20 protein-coding genes are annotated in these 22191 nt (G+C 38.8%); 15 read left to right on the forward strand and 5 right to left on the reverse strand.

The window, feature by feature from the left end; translation table 11 throughout:
- The 5 genes from VB732_RS26445 to VB732_RS26465 all read right to left on the reverse strand — a co-directional run.
- Positions 1–1712: NB-ARC domain-containing protein (locus VB732_RS26445; RefSeq protein ID WP_323233853.1), on the reverse strand; the 1712-nt coding region annotated here is incomplete at its 3' end.
- A 24-nt stretch (positions 1713–1736) separates the two neighbouring features.
- On the reverse strand, positions 1737–2135 hold the full coding sequence (locus VB732_RS26450) for a hypothetical protein (protein ID WP_323233854.1): 399 nt from the start codon (positions 2133–2135) through the stop codon (positions 1737–1739).
- Between the two features lie 438 nt (positions 2136–2573).
- On the reverse strand, positions 2574–4760 hold the full coding sequence (locus VB732_RS26455) for a hypothetical protein (protein ID WP_323233855.1): 2187 nt from the start codon (positions 4758–4760) through the stop codon (positions 2574–2576).
- Positions 4761–6239: 1479 nt separating this feature from the next.
- Positions 6240–6419, reverse strand: a complete 180-nt coding sequence (locus VB732_RS26460) for a hypothetical protein (protein ID WP_041566745.1) — start codon at positions 6417–6419, stop codon at positions 6240–6242.
- A 183-nt stretch (positions 6420–6602) separates the two neighbouring features.
- Positions 6603–6791 (reverse strand): hypothetical protein, encoded by a 189-nt coding sequence (locus VB732_RS26465; protein ID WP_323233856.1) that lies wholly within the window; start codon positions 6789–6791, stop codon positions 6603–6605.
- On the opposite strand from VB732_RS26465, the gene VB732_RS26470 reads away from it, so the two are divergent.
- The 15 genes from VB732_RS26470 to VB732_RS26540 all read left to right on the forward strand — a co-directional run bounded on the left by VB732_RS26470 (position 6792) and on the right by VB732_RS26540 (position 22026).
- Positions 6792–7724, forward strand: a complete 933-nt coding sequence (locus VB732_RS26470; protein ID WP_323233857.1) for a ParM/StbA family protein — start codon at positions 6792–6794, stop codon at positions 7722–7724. It begins immediately after the preceding gene.
- Between the two features lies 1 nt (position 7725).
- The gene (locus VB732_RS26475; RefSeq protein ID WP_323233858.1) at positions 7726–8136 is read left to right on the forward strand and encodes a hypothetical protein; all 411 of its coding nucleotides are present in this window, start codon (positions 7726–7728) and stop codon (positions 8134–8136) included.
- Positions 8133–8294 carry a hypothetical protein gene (locus VB732_RS26480; protein ID WP_181927079.1) on the forward strand — a complete coding sequence of 54 codons (162 nt, stop codon included), beginning with the start codon at positions 8133–8135 and terminating at the stop codon, positions 8292–8294. The genes VB732_RS26475 and VB732_RS26480 overlap by 4 nt, the downstream gene beginning before the upstream one ends.
- Positions 8294–8560, forward strand: coding sequence for a hypothetical protein (locus VB732_RS26485; protein ID WP_181927080.1), 267 nt, complete (start codon positions 8294–8296; stop codon positions 8558–8560). Before VB732_RS26480 ends, VB732_RS26485 begins: the two co-directional genes overlap by 1 nt.
- Positions 8561–8567: 7 nt before the next feature.
- Positions 8568–8801 carry a hypothetical protein gene (locus tag VB732_RS26490; RefSeq protein WP_323233859.1) on the forward strand — a complete coding sequence of 78 codons (234 nt, stop codon included), beginning with the start codon at positions 8568–8570 and terminating at the stop codon, positions 8799–8801.
- A 12-nt stretch (positions 8802–8813) separates the two neighbouring features.
- Positions 8814–9239 carry a hypothetical protein gene (locus tag VB732_RS26495; RefSeq protein WP_323233860.1) on the forward strand — a complete coding sequence of 142 codons (426 nt, stop codon included), beginning with the start codon at positions 8814–8816 and terminating at the stop codon, positions 9237–9239.
- 2 nt (positions 9240–9241) lie between these two features.
- Positions 9242–9367, forward strand: coding sequence for a hypothetical protein (locus VB732_RS26500; protein ID WP_323233861.1), 126 nt, complete (start codon positions 9242–9244; stop codon positions 9365–9367).
- On the forward strand, positions 9364–9969 hold the full coding sequence (locus tag VB732_RS26505; RefSeq protein WP_323233862.1) for a hypothetical protein: 606 nt from the start codon (positions 9364–9366) through the stop codon (positions 9967–9969). Before VB732_RS26500 ends, VB732_RS26505 begins: the two co-directional genes overlap by 4 nt.
- Before the next feature lie 54 nt (positions 9970–10023).
- Entirely contained in the window at positions 10024–10590 is a 567-nt protein-coding gene (locus tag VB732_RS26510) for a hypothetical protein (protein WP_323233863.1), read from the forward strand.
- Positions 10590–12491 (forward strand): hypothetical protein, encoded by a 1902-nt coding sequence (locus VB732_RS26515; protein ID WP_323233864.1) that lies wholly within the window; start codon positions 10590–10592, stop codon positions 12489–12491. The genes VB732_RS26510 and VB732_RS26515 overlap by 1 nt, the downstream gene beginning before the upstream one ends.
- A gap of 266 nt (positions 12492–12757) precedes the next feature.
- Complete coding sequence (locus tag VB732_RS26520; RefSeq protein ID WP_323233865.1) at positions 12758–13762, forward strand: hypothetical protein; 1005 nt, start codon at positions 12758–12760, stop codon at positions 13760–13762.
- Between the two features lie 369 nt (positions 13763–14131).
- Positions 14132–17566, forward strand: a complete 3435-nt coding sequence (locus tag VB732_RS26525) for a sacsin N-terminal ATP-binding-like domain-containing protein (RefSeq protein WP_323233866.1) — start codon at positions 14132–14134, stop codon at positions 17564–17566.
- Positions 17559–19898 carry a DarT ssDNA thymidine ADP-ribosyltransferase family protein gene (locus tag VB732_RS26530; protein WP_323233867.1) on the forward strand — a complete coding sequence of 780 codons (2340 nt, stop codon included), beginning with the start codon at positions 17559–17561 and terminating at the stop codon, positions 19896–19898. The genes VB732_RS26525 and VB732_RS26530 overlap by 8 nt, the downstream gene beginning before the upstream one ends.
- A gap of 275 nt (positions 19899–20173) precedes the next feature.
- Entirely contained in the window at positions 20174–20803 is a 630-nt protein-coding gene (locus tag VB732_RS26535) for a DUF4433 domain-containing protein (RefSeq protein WP_323233868.1), read from the forward strand.
- A 173-nt stretch (positions 20804–20976) separates the two neighbouring features.
- Positions 20977–22026, forward strand: a complete 1050-nt coding sequence (locus VB732_RS26540; RefSeq protein ID WP_323233869.1) for a macro domain-containing protein — start codon at positions 20977–20979, stop codon at positions 22024–22026.
- Positions 22027–22191: the final 165 nt, after the last annotated feature.

The raw sequence follows: 22191 nt of genomic DNA on the forward strand, positions 1-22191 counted from the left end.
GCCAGTGCTTTCGAGAGTCCTAGTTGTTTTAGGTTTGCTGGCAAATGATTGACTAGCTCTTTAAGCAAGTTTGCTTTCTGTCGTGGATTCGAGCTTTGTAGCACGTAAGCTAATCCTTGCTCAGGAGTCCAGACTTTTTTTTGAACTAACGCAATCAGCAGTTCTACTGGTAAATTAGCTGCCAGACTATTAAGGGATGCAATAATCAAAGCATAGCGACACTGCAACCCAATAACTTGAGGCAGGGTTGTAAGAGTCCAGGAGTCATCTGCCAATTGCCAAGCACAAGCAACATCAGTTACAAAGTTGGCAGTTTGTCCCAAGCTCGCGCACGCTTCATACCAACCATTACCTTTTTTTTCCGAATCTTCCTGCAACAAAGAGTGAATCTCTTCTATCTGTTCAGCCTTTTCCAAGTGCCAGACTAAACGCTGATGGATATAACCGTCATAAGGGAGGGTATGCCAGAGATTTTTAGAGGTTTTATTGTGGTACTTCTCCAAGAATTGGGTATGAGCTTGAGGCAGAGTTATACCTAATCCTGGTAGATTACCAAAGCGCTTTGGGTCTGGTGGAGCAGTTAACAAATTACGTGCAAGGTCATGAAATAAGTCATGTAAACGGTAGGTTGGTGTTCCCGAAGCCGAAGGGACACCAGACAATAACAGTGCTTTCGAGTGCAAGTAGCCCAACTCATCTGCTGCATCCCGCTCCGACTCCATATCCCAAAGCGTTGCAGTCATTTGCCCAGTTATAGTTACATCCTCCGGTAATATTCCCAGCCAGATGAAATTTTTTCGCGTTTCCTTTGATAATCGCTGGACGCTTAAATTTAATGATGCAGTTAAACTGAGTTTTTTTAGGCTTGCTTCATCATTGGCATCTCTGGCTGCTTTATCATCGATTGTTCTTAAGCGGGCTACCTCTTTCTGCATATCCTGCACAAGAACTGTCCAAGAGATACCACCAGCAACTTGGGCAGCCGCTAGTTCCAATGCTAAGGGCAAGTAACCAAGCTCTTTGGCTAAAACCTCAGCCGACTGAGTTTCTGCGTTAGTGAGGTTACGTCCTAATTTTTTAGTCAGCAGTTCCATCGCTTGTTCTGGCTTCATTACATCCAGAGGATAGGTGCTGGCTCCGAGAACTGTAGCGATCGCAGCGTCGCGGGTTGTAACCAAAACTTGACAACGCGCTCCACCAACATTAAATGCTTGGGCATCCCCTGTGTTCCACGCATCATCTACAACTAACAGCACAGCTTTTTCATGCAGTAATGTGCGTAGTTGAATGGAAGCAGCTTCCACGCTAGTGGCTTTGAAGTTGTAGTCTCCCAATGCCTGTACCCAGCCACTAAGCAGAGATAGAAGATTAGGCTGCTGACCTAATGTTGCCCAGAGAATACCATGACAAAAGTGAGTTTGTACTTCTACCTCATGTGCCAAAGCAGCAGCTAAGGTCGATTTGCCTATAGAACCTAAGCCGTGAATAGCAGTCACTACCAAAGTACGGACATCATTTGACTCTGTAAGCAGACGAGTTTTTAAATCTTGGCTGTATTCAGGACGATCTACATAGTAAGTTGGTAATGGTGGTGCTTGGAACGGACGTAACTGTTTTTGCCCTTCAATATTCTGAGTTTCGATAAAAGCATGTCCACCTGGGGCAACATAAACACCAATTTTCTCAGCAAACTTCCCAGAATCGTCAGACATTTATACAGTTACCTGTCACGAAGTTTAAAAGGACTGATTGCCGATATTTCCTGTTCCACCTAGCATAACCACCTGACCAATTTTTTCTGCCAATTTTTGCAAATTAGGCATAGCTTGAATTTCATGAAATTTGGAATTGGGTTCTGCTTTCGCTGCTGCTACTAATTCCTGCACAGCAAGATTTACTTCAGGATGAGCTTTTGCTGCTGATTCTATCTCTAATACAGCTTTCCCATAATCAAGTGGTTGAGAGGGTGCTTTCTCAATCGCAACTACAGTATGAGGAGAGTGTTTTTTCAGAGTTATGAGGAACTGACCAGTCTTATCCCATAAAGTTTCGCCTACCTTTTCGCCTGTTTTTTCCAAAGCCTTAGTCGCAATGACAGTCGCAATGGCGATCGCACTAGCAGTTAATGGTTCCATGTACTACCTCGTCAGCGCAGCCTTCTATTTATACCACATGGTTTTGAGTGTGAATCCCGTAGTTACACGATTGGGCTATTACGTGGAATACAAGCCTCAAAGTCTGCTCAATTCATGCAAAGGCATGAACGCTGGCTACTAATGCCATAAAAATACTCCCTGACGGGGGCGAATAATGTGGTTCATGTTCCTCAAAGGACACAAAAGATTGGTTGTCGTTCAGTATAAGGATTTCTGTATATATGCTCATATTACAATGAGCAAATCTTGATGGCTTCGGTGATGGGGTTCATATTTAAAACACGCGGACATAATTTGATTCATAAAGTTAGGTTGAAGATTTGCTCAAAAGCTTGAAATTACTTAACTTTTAGTCACGCTATGGTTCAAAATTTGGTCATCCGGGGGGTAAAATCACAGATGCCATGATCGCAAATTCTATAGCCTGTAGTCATGTCTGCTTTGTTTTAAACGCTCTGCCATCTCTAGGGCAGAGGGGTTACTTGCCAGCCATTCCTGCGCTTCCTGTTGTAAAATCAGCGACGGCGATTCTAGCATTAGCAGACGCATGGCCACCTTTTCTAGTTTGATTCGCTCCTGGGGCAGGAAGGATAACTTTTCTATAGTGCAGTATAATTTCAGCCAATGGCGTGCTTGAGCAGTTGCCTGAAGTTTCAGTCTGATTGCCTGACGGTAATCATCTGGGCTAAAGCTTTGCTGTTCAAGTGGATCATCCGCTTCTACAGGAATGGGTAGTGAATCTACACACCGGAATTTCGGATGTGTAGTAGTTGGTATAGAAACTGGTACAGAGGGTTCGGCTTCTGAGGTATGTTCACCCTCTAAAGTGTTCTCACAGGTGCTATCAACATCACTATGAGCAGTGGTTACTACGTCTGAAATACCTAACCCAGTAATTGTTTCCTCATTTGATAAGTCTTGCTTATTGTCATCAAACGATTCGCTTCGGAAAGGTTGGTATAGGTTTTGCTTATAATTAGTAAAATTTGAAATTTCTGAAGAATTAGAACTAGGATCTGAAGAATTAAAACTGGGAGAAAATTCTTGAATTTGAATTTGAATTTGAGAAGATTCTTGAATTTGATCAAGTTCAGCTATAGGCGTTGCTGGCGGCAACGCTTTAGCTGAACTCAAGTACAAAACCTTCATATATGGGGGGAGTGTGTAAATTTTTGCTGTTTGCTCCTGTATCCCTTGTTTAGTCTGAGTTTCAGACTGCGATTCTTCTAACCACGGGTCTGGTATTTGGGGATATTTTTCAGGAGATAAAATCGCTGGGTTGCTGTCTAGAAGGTCATTTACAGGCTGTTTTGATGCATTTTTTTCTTGGTGGTCGGGATGCCATAGGGGTAGGTATATTGCTTTGTGCAGGGTTGTCTGACTTACTCCTTTGCCATACTGGGCTTTGGATGCGGCGATTATTGCTAGAGCGCGATCGCTTGTCCGTTCTGGAAATGTTAGAGCTTGTTGTAACTGTGCAACAATCGAACGAATCCGCTCTATTGTCTCTTGCTGACGTTGTTCGTTAGGGTGCAGGTTGATGATTTTATTTTCATCTACTCTGCCAAATTGTTCTTTATAACTGTTTACCCGTTGCGGTGTGCCTGGGTACGGGGTGTAAAATCCTTCACAGCACCTTGCCCATTCTTTGGCTCGTTGTTCGATTTCATGTTGATGGCGACACCAGTTTACGTAACCTGGAGATTGGCAGGCTGTGATCACTATATGATCTACTAGTGTCTGTCCGCTTAATTGGCGAAAGACTATGCCGTAACACGCTATATCTTTGAGCAGTTCGTTGGTCTGTCCGTTTCCTGTCCATCCTTCAGAGATGCGTTGTTCTAGGTCTTGCTTCCATTGCTCGGCTGCACTGCGCTGACGGTAGGGAAATTTTATAATTTTTTTGCTGTTGGCTCGGACTAGTGCTTGGGCTAATGCTTCGTAGTCTTGCCCTTTTGCTGACCAGTCGGCGGCGTTGAGGAAGTCTTCGATGTCGTCTGACCACGGCTCTAGGCAATCGTCGAGTATGTATGAGCCTGTCTGTAAGGGTAAGCGATGGGCGTTGAAGTTACTGGGGCTGCCTTTGCTGTACACTTTGCAGTTGGGGAATATTTCTAGTTCTCCTCCTTTGATTTTGAAGCCTGCTGCTTCTAGGGTCTGCTGGATGGCACAGGCTAGGGTGTAGGAATGTTGTTTTTCTTCTAGGAAATAATATATATGCAGTCCGCCACTATCGCTTGATTGTATGGGTATTGGTCTGCATAAGCCGATTTCTTCTAGGCTGGCTAGTAGCTGCCGGTATTTTATTTGGCTGTTTGATGGGTGTAGCTGGCTTTTTCTGTCTAGGTCTATTAGTAGGTAGTTGGTTTGTTTGGTAAACCGCAGTCCTATTAAGACATCGGGATTTAAGTATTGTTGCCACAGGTTACGCGGCTGTAAGGGGTAGCGGGTTTCTGTTTGCCATTGTGGGCGTTCACCACTTTTTGGGGTGGGGGCGTAGATGAATCCCCAACCATGATGGAAGTATTCTAGAAACCTTTGTCCTAGTTGATCTAATGGCTCTAGGGTAGATTGTGCTGCTGTGTTTGCTTTGGCTTTTGCCATTTTTCTCTCTCCGATGATGATTGGTTCATCGGAGCTACCCACAATTTTTAGGTTCGGAGTGTATCTTTCTTGGCGTGGGGTGTTGGCATAGGGTGTAATTGTTGAAGAAGAATTCAGAAGTCAGAATTCAGGAGCGGAGCCGGAAACGCTCCGCCTCCGGTCAGAATCAATCCGTCGGGGATTCATCCGCCAGTCATACAGAATTAATGCTGAATTCTGACTCCTGACTCCTGAATTCTGTTCGATAATCTTTTCCTACACCCAACATCCAATACCCTAAGCCCTTCTTGGTTCTTAAACCCTACCCCCTACCCTCTCATTTGAAGGTTCATTAGCGGTGTTTATATCAAATGTCACCAACGGCTACAAACAAAAATTTTCCAATTTGCTCAAAAATTAATTTTCTTGTCAAAATGGCTGTAATCCTTAGCCTGAAGCTCTCATAGTCAATTTTAGAAGGTTGATGTCACCTGATTTAAGTTGCACTAATTTTGCCTTTATGACCCAGACATTGCTACATTGAAATTGTTTATAAAAAATATTGACGGTTAGTCGTTAACCGCTAAACGTATGTCTGGCGTGTGGGCAGCTAGCCGATTTCTTTTTTTACCTACTTGACACAAATTGACCAGCGACTGGTACAATACCTGGCGCTAGCTTGTGGGTAGTAAAGAAAGCAGAAATCAGCCCTTTGCATTATTTTTTTAAAAAAGAAAAGTGCAGTTTTTGATTGAAAAAATCCATTATTCACGACGTTATCCTCTTCTACGAGGCATCTAGCCGTCAAATCATCCCTCAATTATTTCTGGCTCAATAGCTTTTGCCAATACTCCGCTTGAATTCAGAGTTGGGATAAATTGTAGCGGCAGATGCTTTTTTTACTATTTGTCCAAAAAAAAGCATAAAGTATCCCGCCTGTGTGCTAATATTGGCAACAGACAGATACACGTAGGTTACGAGTGGTGAGTCCTCGTCAGTTTGGAACAATTTGGTGTTTGTGACCGGCAAGTCTTTATCGCACCGAAACAGTTCTACAACGACTCACATTTATTCTGACTATCTGAATATGCTGTTTTGGTCGTTACTACCTCCCTTGTAAAGACTAATTGCAGTTTTACGTGCAGACTTACTCTCGCTAGAGTAGCATGAAAAGCGGCTCGACCGTATAAAAACAGATTTGTCTGTCTGGTCTTGTAGGCTTAAAACATTCAAGCGAACATTTAAACAATTACATACAAACAGCGATCGCTCTTTAGCTGGAGTGGTCGCTTTTTTCAATCGCCCTCCAGAAATGTTAAGTAATTTTAATGATGTTTCATTCATGCTGTAACCAACCCATTTCTTGTATTTACGTCTTTTGAAGGCATTGAGTTAATTTCGTTTTTATTGACGTGCTGACCAGTCGCTTGGGTCTGTCACTGGCTCAAAATCATAATCTGGCTTGTTTGGTTGATTTTCCTCCGTCGCGTTTGGCGACTATTAGTTTTGTTGCATATATCCCAATTCGGTTAATCGCTCTTTTAAAAGTTTATTTACGGCCGCGTTAGAACTAATCATTTGGTCTTCTGCGTATTTGTCCAGAGCCTCAACGATTTCATCTAAATATCGAGTTGTCCTATTTGTTGTCGGTTTTTTCTGGCGGGCCATGAAAGTAATCATAATTTTTCTATCTATACATTAGATTGATTACATCTACTCTAACTAAAGTGATACCACATTAGTATCAGCAAGTCTAATAGTTTTTGAACAAGATATTTAAAATAATGATACCATAATGCAACCAGAGTGATACCATTTTAGTTACACATTAGTTATTATATTTATATGCGTAAAGCGAATACGTTAAGCCTGAATCATGACAACTAGGATGTGACAAGCACCTTTGAGGTAACGCGTCTCTGCAATTTTGAGTAAGAGTTTGGCAGATCCAGACTTAGGGAAATAGTAGAGAAAAGTACGACCAAAATAGCTATCTGCAAAGGTTAGCAACAGCCAAAAACGGCTGCTACTAGCTTTATCAGGAGATTGCAAGTGATCAATATTTACTGTGCAGATATCGGAAACTACAGCAGTATCACCGCCCTCAAAGGTGAAAAACCTCGCGTCATCCGTTCAGTCTTCCAAGATGTGACTTATACCAGTGCTAGAGATTTGGACACTGATAATTCGCCCTCTGTCAAACTTGATGATAAGGTTTTAGTCCTCGGAGACCGCGCTACTAAGCAGAAAAATTCACAAACCGCAGCAGAAAGGGGTAAAGACCTGCCAGAATTCTTTAAACCGTTCACCTTGGCTGGATTGCGGCAGGATTTTGATGGTGTTGTCCAGTTTCTCGTCCCAGAACATTCTCAATGGCATGAAGACACAATCAGACGGACTCTAGTTGCAGAGCATCAAATTAACGTCAACGGCACAAACTACAGACACCGAATCAAAAACGTTGAATTTTTCCTTGAGACAGATGTTGCTGTAATTAATGCTTACAGAAACGGCAAGCTTGACATGGATGGCGACACACTCGCTATTGATATCGGTGGTGGCACAACTAATTATGTCGTCATCACCCCATCATCGGAAGTTCTCACCCGTCGTTCAATTCCTAAAGTAGGCGGTGTCTCTCTGGCTAACGACATCATCAATAGTGATTTGATGCAGAGTTACGCCAAGCGCGATAACGTTGCTTTTAAAGTGGCGAAGATGATGGATGCGATCGCTGACGGTTCTTTCACTTACGGACGTAAATATGAATTTAGCTCAGTCTTTCCAGGGTTGTTAGAAAACTGGTTTAACAATCTGATGGACAGCATCTCTACAGCTGCTAATGACTATCTTGCAGACGTTACCAACGTGATGCTGATTGGTGGATGTGCAAATTTAGTCCGTCAAAAGCTGAGTGCAAAACAAGGGTTCTACATTCCTGCCAATCCACAACTGTCAAACATTCAAGCATTGTTGGCTATGTAAAATGCAAGTACGTTTAGCGGCTCAAGTCGCCAGCAAAGTTGAAGGAGTCCGTCTTTCACTTAACTATTCCAAACTGAGTGACACTGTAAATCTGCTATTGGATGCAATCAAACATCAATGGTCTCTCAAGCTTTCGTATCTGCCCCAAACAGGGACAATTAACCCCAAAGTCAGACTAGATGAACGTCATCAAGCCTGGGTGTCTCAATATGCAACCGACAGGGGAATTAGCGTCACATCTGCCACAAATCTCTTGATTAGTGAATATCTAGCAGGCAATACGATGAATGTTTTGCCTCAGATTCAAAAAATTGAAACAGAAAATCTTGCATTAACTCCACAAATATCTCCACAAGAACAAACGACCGAAAAACTGAAAGGTCAGCTATTAGTTAGGAGTCTTAAGTTATGAATCAGACCCGTGTAGTCTTGGACGAGAAGCACATACCTAAAGCCAAGGAAATCATTGAGCAAACAGGAATTAATACATATTCACAATTATTTACCATCCTGTTGGTGAACTACGGTGACACTCTTGTTCGTTCGTTAAAAGGTGGGAGTGAAAACTAATGCAAAATCTCACTCGCATCCATGATTCAACATTACTGACTCAATCGGGCGTTTATCAAATAGATAGAACTTTGTACCGATATCTAGAAAAAACAGGCACAGTCAAAGCACCACAGTATATCTTCCGTCCTCTTTCTGGAGAGAAGAAGAAGGCAGATATCAAGCTGAATGATAAAGCTTTAACTACTCGTTGTTATGCGGTAGAAGGCTTATCTACAAACAGTTCTGTCGTCAATCAACAATCACAGCAATTGTCCTTATTTTGAGGTGAATATGAGTCGGCAATCATTACCCAAATTGATTGTACAAGCCCAACAATTGCTCACACAAATTCCTCAACATCCACAATACAAAGCTTTGCAATTTTATTGTGATATCACTCTGGGTGATTTTAGTCAATTTTTCAATACCTTGCAATCTGAATGTCAAATCAAAGGCGATTCGCATCCACTAACGCCAATCAGTAATGCGAATCGCCTGCCAACAGCATCAGGTATCAATATATAAGGATTTTACAAGATGAGCGACAACATCTTCTTTGCAGCCCTGAACGCGCTAACTAACAATGGATGCGTCCCGGAACTGGCACACTCAGCCGCCTCCATTGTGGCTAATGATGATCCCTCAAAACCAGATTTAGGCAGAACCACTGAAGATCAGCAGATTATTCAAGAGACGCTGCCATATTTGCAGAATCAGACTTGGGACTCAACAGGAGCTTATGACAGCTATCAGACTATTGATGATACACCGCATCCACTGGCTCACGGGCAGTTTTTAGCTAATTTAGGTGGTTTAGTCCCTGACAATCTGATTTTTGCACTGGCAGAAGGTGAGGATTACCCATTTCAGGTAATGCAGGAATTGGGCATTGATGAGGATGTAATTGAACGTGCCAAATCTATCCAGTCCAGACTGGGTGAAATCAATGAGTGGGGTGAATAGCCGTGAAAATTTTGATTACATTGCTGATAAGAATTTTACCAGATGAGGTGGTAGAAGAAATCAATGCTGTCAGCCTGGATGAGTTGGATAAACGAGGTTTAATTATTTGGGCAGAGGAGCAAACATGAGCAGAACAGTAAAACTCAAGCTGGATGCACCCGTCACATACGCTGCTTTACAATCCCTAACGAACATCAGCCAAGAAACCATATTCCAAGCACTTGACGGCAACCAGACAGCCGCCGCAGAGGTGGCAGATTTCCGAATTAAGCAAACCCAACGCGCCCAAAATGCCAAGGCGGTATTCGGTAACTTAAACCAAGGGTTGCAGGCAACTGAAGCTGTTATGGCAGAAGAAACCCAGTTTCTCACTGCCGCAGGTACAAGCATCAACAAAATGGCTGATGGTTGGTCAAAAGTCAGAGTCAGCGATGTGCGTTTGGGCTATGGCCTACAGGAAAAAGTTATTGCATCTGACAACCAGCTAGCCCAAGAACAGTTTCGGCACGGACGGACGCTCAACCTGCTTGGTGAATCGCACCGTGCAACGCTCAGAGTCATTGAGATTGATGCTACCAAAGCACAATCTCAGGTTTGGCAGCAGGTAAAGGACAAACAGCAAGGACTTTCACCCGCAGACCGAGCCAAAGAAACACTAAAAGATATCCACAGACACGGTTCTAACGCCATGCGAGGAGTGAAAGGTTTCTTTAGACGGTTGATTGACTAACAACTAAATTCCCAGGGGTGAACCCTGGGAATAACTCTTTACAAGGTTTGGCCAATGCTAACCAAAAATCAGAAAACGCCTATTTATTTTGATGCTGAGATTGTTGACGATTCGCCTACTTCTGTAACTGGAGATGAATACGACAGTGAACAGGTACAACAGGCGATCGCAGAAATTGACAGTTCTATCACTATATTTCGTGGTGTTGCCCAAGGTGCAGTTTTAGCAGGTTTTCAACTCACGTCAACGCAATCTCTGTATCTGGCTGGCAGTGTGGGGCTGTTCCCCGCCGTTATTGCTGGCTTACCAGTGGGTGCTTCTTTCGCTGCTACCCTCTGCTACTTGCGCTTTGAAAATGGTTTGATTCCCAAAATTACCAATCGTCAAAAGTTGGCTATTGGTGTGACTCGCACCGCGATGCTGGCTGCTAGTTCTTGGAAGCTAACCGGGGATGCCCAACAGATGGACTTTGTAGCCCGTGGCAGTTTTCAAGTATTTACTCAGCAGGTGAGAGAGTTTGAAGGTATTCAGCAACCTAGTCAAAATCATTTTGGCTTCTTGCTGGGCTTTTCCGTATGTGCAGCTATTACATTGTACTTATTTTTACAGAAAAAGAGATAATGAAAGATGTTAAACCAACAGAACTAAATCAGCGCTCCTACAGCCTGCCACCGCGTTTAGGCTTGGCTGTCAAACTGTCTTTGGCAAGTGCTGTAGTTTGTGGCATAGCTGCCCATATCGGCGACGGCATAGCTAAAAAAGACATCTGTTTCTACCCCAAATCAGCCAGAATCCACGATGCGCCCATTCAAGCTGGTGACGGCAACCCAAAAGAATTATTGCTGGGTAAAAAGTATTGTCGCTATGAACAGCGATCGCAAATCCCAGAACCATATTTGAAGGCTAATCAGTACCGCACCAGCAACCCAAACTATAACCCTTGGGCATTTCTCCAGCATGAAAGCTTGTACGTGTTCCGCGAACTGCCAGCCGACAACCCATTTAAGATTCATTTGGGTATTGCAGCGATCGCGTTCGGGGGGATAGGGTTATGGGCAACCAGTAAGGCACAGGATTATTTAGCAGATATCAGACCTCATTACCGAGCTACCAAACAGTTTGAAGGTATTAGAGCATCAAAAAGCGTAAAACTTGGTGAGCAACTGTTAAACCTGTCTGGTAACGAACTGCTGAAATACTTGCGTGGCATCAAAATTGCAGAAGCCAGACAGCAGTTTATGGCCAGCATTACCCCACAACAGCAGACAGCCCTACTCATGGCAATGTCGGCTGATGATTATTACGAGTTTGGTCACTTGTTAGATGGGGGGCAGAGCTTTGAGAAATTTGAGCCACAGCAACAGCCAGCCGCACAGTTACCACATAGCACACCCGGAACTGTGCAAGAACAAGTACAACAGTCAACATTTGCACCTCAAGCAGTGTCAACAGGTGATTATCTTCACCCATCAGAGACTGAAGCACTAACAACATTGCAAACCATAGCCCGTTCTGATGGTTCTACTGCCTTAGTTGCTGCCCCTGGCTCAGGGAAATCCGTTACTCTTGATTACCTGATTCAAAGGATTCTGGATGATGACAACAGTGCTGATATTTGGGTAATCAGTGCGAAAAATGATAGCTTTTGCGGTTTACGGGACAAAGGTAGAGTAATTGTCTTTGATCAGGAGCAACCAGAAGCAGCTAAACGCGCAATAGATCGCTTTTACGACTCCTACAAACAACGTAAGCAGTTACCAGAACATAAGCGGGAATCATTACCGCCGCTAATACTAATTTTGGATGATTGGTTAGTTATCGCTGACCAACTCAGTAAAGCTTACTCCGACTGGAACTATGGAGGTAAATTACTAGATGTCTTACTGATTGGCAGAGAATTTAACACCAAGTTTTTTGCTTCCCTCCAGTCTTTTAATTTGGCTGCATTGGGTATTGAAAAGATGGATTCTCAAACTCGTCTCTGCCTCAACTTACTGTTGTTAGGTAACAGGTATATAAAAAATGGTAGAGAACAAGAATCTTATGGTGTGTTGGAGTTGATTTTAAATAGGGGTGACATTATCCCTGGCAAGCAAGAAAGGGAAGAGATTAAATCTAGATACCTTCAGATCAAACCCATATCCTATAAAAATTTACGTCCTATGTTGCTTGCTTCTCTGGGTGGTTTTGTTGTGGCACTGATGCCTAAACTATCAAAACATTCTAATTCTACTAATGATGAGAAAACTTATCTGGATAGAGTTTTCGACTTGGAATTTGATTTGAGTGAGAGCAGTCAAGAATCAAAATCTCAACAGCAATTAAGTGAAGTAGCCAGCAAAGTTTTAGAATACTTCCAAAATGTGAAAATTAAAGTCCCAAAGACATTACGTGATTTGAAGAAAGCTGACAGACTTACCAGCTACTCAGAACAAGAATTAAATGCTGGTTTAAAGGAATTAATTCAATTTGAGAAGCTCAAAACTGGTGAAAACAATACCTATTTCTTACCTGATTGGTAAAGTATCTGCCGTAGTGCCGTAAATTTTAGAGACTGCACCCAAGTAGTTTATTGTTTTTGTACGGCATACGCTCAAATCACGGCAATCCTCATGCTGAAAGCATCTTAGCCTACGGCATAGTTACGGCACATTGGACACTTACGGCAGATATCCAGCATTAATTAGTTTTAGAAAAAATCCATATTTACACACCTTAATATCTGTGCATATTACTATATTTAATCGTTAAAAATGCTCAATCAATTTCATTAAATGAGGCATGAAATATGACAGGTTTTATCCAATTCCGCCAAAATAACTTTTCTGCAATTGAAAGTCTAGCTCAAAATTTAAAATCCACACTTCAAGAACTAGCAAGACTAGAGAAAGATAACAAATATTTATTTTTACAAGCTGAAGCGACAATGGTTTACAGTCTTGTAAAAAATGCTGCTAGCTCAATCCATCATTTAGTACGTCTAAATTTAGATAATGAAAAAGCTATTGCAGTAATGAAAACTGTAGCTAATTATCTACATACTGCCTATATTCGAGTCTACAAATATACTGGTTATATTGCACAGGAATTAGAACAGCTATTGCATGAAGCATTTAATCTGTTACCTTCAGGTATGACATTACAGCCTGAACTTTTTGCACCCAATGAAATCAATCCTCTTAGAGACAACAAAAATCCCATTCTTGATGTTATTGCCAAATGGTTCAAAGATAATGCTCAACGCTGGGCTTTTCAACAGCAACAAAAGTTAGATAAACAGTATTTAGATTGCATCAACAATGGTAAACAAAAGCCCCCGGTTGCAGTGCAGCTATGTCTTGATTTAGAAAGTATTACTCCTACTCCTGTCCAGCCTGTTGATTCACTTCAAGTCGTTACTCAAAAACTTGCTGTTTTAGTCGATGTGGAATTTGAAGTAGAGAGTGAAACTACACCTGACAGTTCTTGGAGTAGAGGAGATCGCCTAAAAAGTGGTGGCTGTTCTGGGACGATCGCCGACGTTAAGGGTAATAAAGCCAAAATAGATTGGGATAACGGATATTCAGAAGTTTATACCTTTGAGCAAATACACCTTTACGGCTATCAAAAGGTGGAAGCGCCGAAAAATCACACTTTTACTATCGACAATATCAAAAATTTAACCCTACGGGCTGCGCGAAAACTTGCCAGTGAGTTGGGACTGCCTCAAAAAATGAATGGGCAGGATTTGAAAAAGGAGGCGCTGATTGCTTCTCTACTCGACTGGCGGCAGCAGCAAGCTTATCAGTTTTGAGTTATGCCAAGTTCCAGAACTGGGAGTAGAGCAGGTGGCGTAAGCGGAGTGTCAGGGGCGGGGTGCTGGGTTTCGGCACTTCATAAGAATTCATTGCCCGTCCCTGACACCACCTGTTCTAAGCGAAGCGGCTTCCAGTTCGTTGGTAAGTTGTCAAGATATTAATAAAAACTGTTCATATTTAGCGATCGCGTTCAGCTTTTTTTACTTCAACTCTACTAAGAACAGGGTTAATCCTATTCGATAGGGGGGCTTCATATTTTTGAATATTTTGAAGCTAAGTTGCTATCGCTGAGGCGCAGTATAAGTATATTTGTACATTTACTTAATTTTAAGTTATAAAGGTGTCATTTATAACTTAACGGGGATATGAGGATAAAATCCGTCAAACAACTAAGAAAGTGGATTGTCGAGAAACAATCGCCCTTCTCTGCTCTCACGCAAAATGGTTCGCAGCTTCCAGATTATATCCAGCCTGATTTTATGGGCTGTAAAGACAAAAATTCGTCCGGCGAAGAAGTAGTAGGCTTTTTCAGTGCTTATCATGGCATGAAATCTAACATAGCCAACTTTTTAGCAACAGGATTACAAAATGCTGAGGATGGACAGGCTATATATGAGTTTTTACAAAATGCCGCAGATTGTGAATCTGATGACTTTTATATTTTTTATAATGAAAAATTTTTCCTAGCTTTAAATAATGGCATAGAATTTAAATTAAAAGATGTAGTTTCTATATTAAATACAAGCCAATCTAGTAAATCTGATAATACAAACCAAGCAGTAGATTGCGACAAAATAGGTCGATTCGGAATAGGATTTAAATTGGTTCATAGATTAGTAGGTGAAAATGAAGGATTGAAAGAGTTAACAGAAGAATATAAAGGGCCAATTTTGTTCAGTTGGTCTCAACCTGAGCATTTAGAAGCACTTTTAAACATTACTAATGTCCAACAAATAGAATATGATGATAATTTAACAGGAGAATACCCCTGGCTATTTAAAATTTTAATAACTAACTTTCCTGCTCAACCATTTGAGGAAATTAAGGACTTAAGTTATAAAAATAAGGTTGCATTTACAGAACAAGAATTTAGTGATTTCTTACATTTTCTTAAAAAAAATCAATCCAAATTAGAATTATCGAAACTTCAAAGAGGTTCATTATTTTTCCTAAACCTTGGTGAAGGTAAGAGCCAAGCTTTAGACAAGCATTATGAGAATGACCTTGAAAAAGGCGTGGAATGCTCTCTCAATATGCTGAAATCACTAAAGACTGTAATGTTAAAAGATAAGTATATTCAAAAACTTACTTTAAAAACTCTAGAATTTAAAATAGCTAAAGATTCCGATGCTTTTTCCAAAATAAACCCTACTGATAAAAAATGTGATATAAAATTTTTATTTGGATATTTACCTTACAAGAGAAGTGAAGAGCTTAGAGTTTATCCTAATTTTTATAAATACTTTCCAATGGGTGCTGAGGAGCATGGGTTAAGTTTTATTCTCCATTGTGATGCTTTTAAGATTGAAACTAATCGGCGAGAATTAGAAGAACTTCCAACTAACAAAGCTATTTTTAAATGGTTTGTCAGTGAATTTATCAACAAATTAGAGCAATATATTGAGAATAAACCCGATGATTTTCGAGAACTATATGCTAATATTCTCTTATCTTGTCAGCCTTCAAAAGATTGGATTAATGAGTCGCTATATCAGCCTTTAAAAGACTATATATCTGGCAAAATACCTACTGATAAAGGAAATTTCTACAGTCGGGAAAAAGTTTATATTAAAAATACAGCACTCAAGATCAGTCCTATTGACTTTGGTATTCAAGGTAAAGAGTGGTTCTATTGGAATAAAAATTCAGATAAAGAATTAGTTGATCAGGTGTCTTTACAATCTTGGAAGATTGAAGATTTGATTATTCAAGGTGATGTTGAGTTTATCAACAAATGGATAGCCAGCACCCAAGAAAAAGTTTATATGCTCTTTCTCAAAGAGCTAAATGGAATTAATGATAGTATTTGGAAAGATAATTTTGTAGAAAAATTTTGCTATCTAAAAATTTTCAAATTTACAGATAGCGAATACTATTCAATCAATGATATAAAAACTAAACCTAGCTATTTGCTTATTTGTTCTCAGGATATTTTAGCTCTGAAAAATATCCTAAAAAATAAATTAGGTTTTTTATTATCAAAAATTAATTTAGCAGATTATCAAAAAGTAGTAAGTAAACTCGAAGGCAAGTTGGAAGAGCATTTAGGAGCTAGGTTATTTACTAGAATTGCCGAAAGAACCAGCATAATAGCTTATAACTCTATTTTGTTACCAAAAGACAAAGAAAATATTTTTAAATTTTTAAGAGGACTCAAGCAATCAGAAAAATTAAAAAAACTAATTTTTTTTAAAGACAGTTTTCAAACTTTGAAGCCATTGAACGAACTGCTTTCCAGAAATATTGTTAACTTAGCCACTTGGCTACAGGCTTATCAAATTGATGATAAAGAATATTTTCCCCAACTGGATATTTATTTACTAAAAGAAAGCGAGATTTACGAGAAACTTATATATCGTGATTGGGAAAAAATTATTGGACGGGTAGAAGTAGTTTTTAATACTAATAACATCGAGCAGTTTTATCAAGATATCAACCGCTACTTTGCTGATAGTGAAAATAAGAGTCCGTTAACAGAATATCCATATATATTCACTGATGATGGTTTTAAACAAATAGCTCAGGTTTTTTACAGTAAGCATTTGGGAGAAGTTCAATCTTATAATGACCTTAAAGTTGCAATCTCATGTCTCACTAATCTTCAGTTACCAGAGAAAAATATTCTTAAATTTCTATCCCATGCACCTTTTAAAACTAACCAAGACAAGTTAGAAGATGTGATTGAGTCGATTGGAGAAGAAAGTGCTGAATTAGAACAATCTGTGATAAATAATTTAATCGAATTCACTGCAAAAAATGGTGAAGTATTTTTCAATCAGTTTTGTATTAGTTATACTAAGGAGTCAGGAATATATGTGGTTACAAATAAAAGCAACAAAAACATTTACCCCTACTATACAGAGAAATTAAAACTGAAAGAATATATAGAACGTCACTTATCAGATGAATTAAAAGCCCTACCAGCAGAATTCTATAATGAACGAGGAAATAATCAAGGGTTACTTAAGGATTCAACTTTATACCTAGAGTTGTTGGAAAAATATTTCTCGGATGAATTAATAGAAGAATTGATAAGCGTTGTTAAAGAATCTGGTATTAAAGATGTAGAAAAAGGGTTTTTGCAGTGTATTCCATCACTAACACTGGTTCAAAAAAAGGCTTATAAAAAAAGCTCCTATGAATATCAAGTATTAGAATTAGCTTGCGAATATATTACAGGTGATGAATCGTTACAAGAAGAATTTAAAAATAAAGTTAGAGTTATTGATCAAGAGAGAAGAGTTTACCCACTTAGAGAAGCTGTGAAAGATGAAATTATATTTACAATTGGTGATGAAATATATGAACTATCGCTGTCAGAGATTTTACCACGTTATCAAGACATCAGTGGAATAGTTGATAAAATGCTCAAACAGTTTAAAGGTTTGACTACTAAACTAAAAACTCTATTCGGTATTGGTGAAACAAACATAATGAATGAGGAAGTATATGAAGAGCTAAAACAAGAATTCACGCACTTAGAGAATGCTCATCAACTAGCTTTTGTAGTTTTGTATGCCAAATCAAAAAATAATATTAAACTATTAGACGAATTTACGGTAGATACAGGCAATGAATAATACATCTCATACTCAATTAAGCCAATTAAATTTTTACGTAAATGCTGACAAAAGTTTTTTTGTCAGAGGCACTAAATTATTAAATAATAATTTAAATGGGATCGAAAATCTGCTAAAAATTAATAATGAAAATCCTGTATTTAAGATTGGTGATACGTCTGTCATAATTTTAGAACCCTACTTTGATGATGATGGTAATTTTTATTGCTTTCCTTTGAAGCTTAATCTTCAACATGAGGATGAAACTCAGGAAGAACTTTTGAAAATAATGTATGATAAATGGCTATTAAAAAAGCCAAAAGCTATATCTATATCGAAAACTCGTTGGATTCAGAGTGATACGACCTTAGTTGAATACAGTACAGAAAATATTCAGCTTGTTATTGGTTTTTCACCCCAATACTCTGTTTATCCCAACACCTATGCTTTACCAGAAGAACAATTACCTGAATGGGTTCAAGAATGGATATCTGATGATGCTTTAAAAATTGAATTTTTAGCGGCATTAGGAGTTCACACAGAAATATCTAATCTTGTAAAACTAAGAATTTACCTAGAAAATCAAAATGAACCTAAATTTAATAATCTCGGAGCAATTAGCGATTATCCGAGTCTGTGTAGCAACACGCTAAAATGGTTATGTGAGGCAGGTGTTCAATTTAGAGAAAATGAGAAAGCTGCTTTATCAATTATTAGACGTATCTATGACTCAGTTGAAACAGAATCAAATCTGTCTTGGCTATCAATTGAATCTATCAATGATAATCTAATTACATATAACCTACAAAAAACAGCCAAGACTAAGTATTACTTTGATGAAAAAAGATATCAGGCATTATCCAATTTGGAAATTGACCTAAAATTAATTTTAAAAATTATCAAATCTCAAGGCTGTTTACTTATAGATAAAAGATGTTATCCAGATCAATTCAACATAGAATCTGCTAAATCGATTGTTCTTGCTCTAAAATTAGATACTGATTTGCTATCTAAAAATTCAATAAATTTTCAGGAAGATTATTATAGAGCTTGGCTAATAAAAATTAAAAATAAATTTTCAATCAAGTTATATGATGGCAAAATTCCTTATAAGCTTCTTTTCGAGAATCATCTAGTAAAATCTATTATTCAAAACGATATTGATATTGATACCAATATTAATATTATCTATATTAATTTTCAGTTGCTAGATTCTATTTCTCAACTACTAGAACAACTGATCAATAAGTCTAATTTTACAGTTGACGACCTCAATTATTTTAAAGAAGCGAAAAAAGCAAACAAAGAAGACATTAAACTTGAACTTGCTGCTAAACAAAACACTATTGATACTTTTGAACGTCCTGAGATAGAGGTAAAATGTAAAAATGACTTTAAAGATAGCCGTCCACTTCAAGAATTAGCAGCATTTACATCAAAATTAATAACTAGCTTAAATCAACAAAAATCAGATTGGAGAGGCTACATTTATCATTTTAGTCACATAGAAAATGCTGTATCGATTCTAAAATCTGCCTCAATTTTACCTAGAGGTCAAGCAAGGTTTCAAGATTCAGCCGGAAAAGATTTAATTGGCAGAACTAATGATGACATCAAAAACAAGTTTTCCCGCTTTTATTTTAGACCCCTTACACCTACACAATGGCATAATGAACTATTAGGTAGCCGAGAGAATATATCTGCAATTTGTCCAGTTCCTATATTTTTCTGCTTCAAAATCGAAGATGTATTGAAGACTCATGGTGCTAGATGTGCTGTTAGCAATGGCAATTTAGCTACTGACTGGGCGCGTTATGGTAATAGTATAGAATTTTTAGATTATTTTGATTTTGATAATATATATAATTATTTTGGAGAAGCAAATTATAAAATTGCCTCTCAACAAGAATTTATAGTAAAAAATGGGCTTCATTTCTCTAAGGATACAGATTTTAAAATTATATGTAGGAATATGCAGGATGAAGAAGCCTTAATAAACCTGATAGGGATTGATTCAAAGTATGTGAATAAAATAGTCATAGATCGCTCATTTTATAATGATATCAATCCATTTATAGAAGTTAAAAAATCAGATGCCGTTATTAACTTAAGCATTAGACAGCTAAATGATAAATTAATAACCGGAAAAATTCGTTTATTTTCATCTCATGGTTATATTCACTTAAAATCTATTTCCTCTAATGCCCAAGATATTATAGATATACAACTAGATAAAAAATTAATTGTAGAGGCAAAAACTAATATTCGCTTAGAATTTGAGCAGATTCCACCTTTTTCAGTTTATTTTGTTGAAGATAGAAAAAATTGGCTAATTTATCAATATGAGTGTTGAAACAATTAAAAGGGACATTTTGTATCTCAGTATTAAATTATAGCCAACACTATTAATTGTGTTATACTGATGTCTGCCTTTGCTCAAATAATAACACCATATTTTTAATAAATTCACTAAAAGTAAAAAGGTTGAGCGCGTTTTTCCTAAAAATCATTTGTAAACATTATTCTTATGAAAAACCAAACATATAAGCACTTAGTAGGCAATCGTTTAAAATCTAAATACTACGTTTATACCTAAAAAAATCCAAGAGCATTATTTAAAATCACTAGATGTCTACATCTCTTTATCACATCACCCATATAAATAACTTAACCTCCATATTGAACACTGGGGGATTGATAGCAAATAGTAGACTTAGACAACAACAAACCAACTATATTGACATTGCACATGAACATATCCAAGATAGACGCGCCACCACAAAAGTCCCTTGTAATGGTGGTGGATCTTTACATGATTACGTACCCTTTTATTTTGCCCCTCGTTCCCCCATGCTCTATGCTATTCATAAACAAAATATAGATAGTTATAGTGGTGGACAACAGCCAATTATCCATTTAGTTTCAGAAGCATATACCATCAAAACTTCCGGTCTGAAATTTGCATTTACAGACGGACACGCTATCATGGCGTATAGCGATTTTTATCAGGAAATATCTGATTTACAATCTGTCATTGATTGGAAATTAATGAAATCAAAATATTGGGCTAATACCCCAGATGACCCCAACCGCAAATGGCGAAGGCAAGCAGAATTTTTAGTTTATGAATACTGTCCTTGGACTTTAATTCAAGAGATAGGCGTAATCAATAGCATTATTAGACAACAAGTACAACAAATCCTTGCCAACTTTAATCTAGAAACATCGGTGAAGATTTATTCAAGTTGGTATTATTAAAAATTTTTATAAATTAATGTAATAATATTTAAATTAAGTAGCTAATTAATCTAGTATAATTTTAGTCATACGTCAACAGTAACTGGTAATAATTTATTACCAGTTACGACTATCAATTACTCAAACTACATCTGTCAAAATAGCAGCTATAATTATTTAATACCTTCAAAGCAATGATTGAAATTAAGCAAGGCAACTTATTAACAGAACCAGCCCAAGCCTTAGTAAACACAGTTAATTGTGTGGGTGTCATGGGTAAAGGTATAGCCTTGCAATTTAAACAAGCTTATTCAGAAAACTTCCGCCAATACGAAAAAGCTTGTCGTGCCGGACAAGTGCAGCCCGGACAGATGTTTACTGTTGCCACAGGTAACTTATTTAACCCTCAGTACATTATTAATTTCCCCACCAAACGCCACTGGAAAGGTAAATCTAAATTAGATGATATCAAAACCGGACTGGTGGCATTAGTTGCCCAAGTACAACAACTAGGTATCATCTCCATCGCCATTCCTCCACTGGGATGCGGTAACGGCGGCTTAGACTGGGCTGAAGTAAAACCCTTAATCGAATCAGCCTTTACCCCACTGCCAGATGTCCGCGTCATTATCTTTGAGCCAAGCGGCGCACCCGCAGCAGCACAAATGCCAGTGACCAGCAAAACACCAAATATGACTCGCGCCCGTGCTTTGTTCATTCGCTTGCTGGAATTGTACGGCATTCCCGGTTATGAATTAACTAAACTAGAAATCCAAAAACTCGCTTATTTTTTGCAGGAAGCAGGTGAACCACTGCGCCTTGAGTACGTAAAACATAAATATGGCCCCTATGCCCATAACCTAAATCATGTTTTAAAACACATAGAAGGGCATTACATTCGCGGTTATGGAGATGGCACAGCCAAAGCCGAAAGCGCAGAAATTTACGTCTTACCAGCCGGGAGGGAAGCAGCACAGGCATTTTTAGCCAATGACGCATCAGCCCAGAAGCGGTTAGAGCGAATTAGCAACCTGATTATCGGCTTTGAAACCCCTTATGGCATGGAATTATTGGCCACAGTTCACTGGGTAGCCACTAAAGAAGCTCTAACCGCCCAAGAAAGTGAGCAGGCGATACAATTAGTGCATACATGGAGTCAGAGAAAACGCACCATCTTTAAAGCAGAACATATACGCAAAGCTTGGCAGCGATTGCAACAGCAGAATTGGTTAAGTGCAAATTGAAATGTGAAGGACAATAGCCCTGACTGAAAGAAGTCTGATTCAAGCTTATGAGCAAGTCAGGGGTTAATGCCAACCCCAAAGATGCCAAGGATTACTCACATGGTTCTAGCTGTCCAGTTAGTGAACCATCACCCGAAAGCGATCGCCCCTCGTAACTAGCAGTAC

The organism is Nostoc sp. UHCC 0252 (assembly GCF_034931145.1).
Taxonomy (GTDB): Bacteria; Cyanobacteriota; Cyanobacteriia; order Cyanobacteriales; family Nostocaceae; genus Nostoc.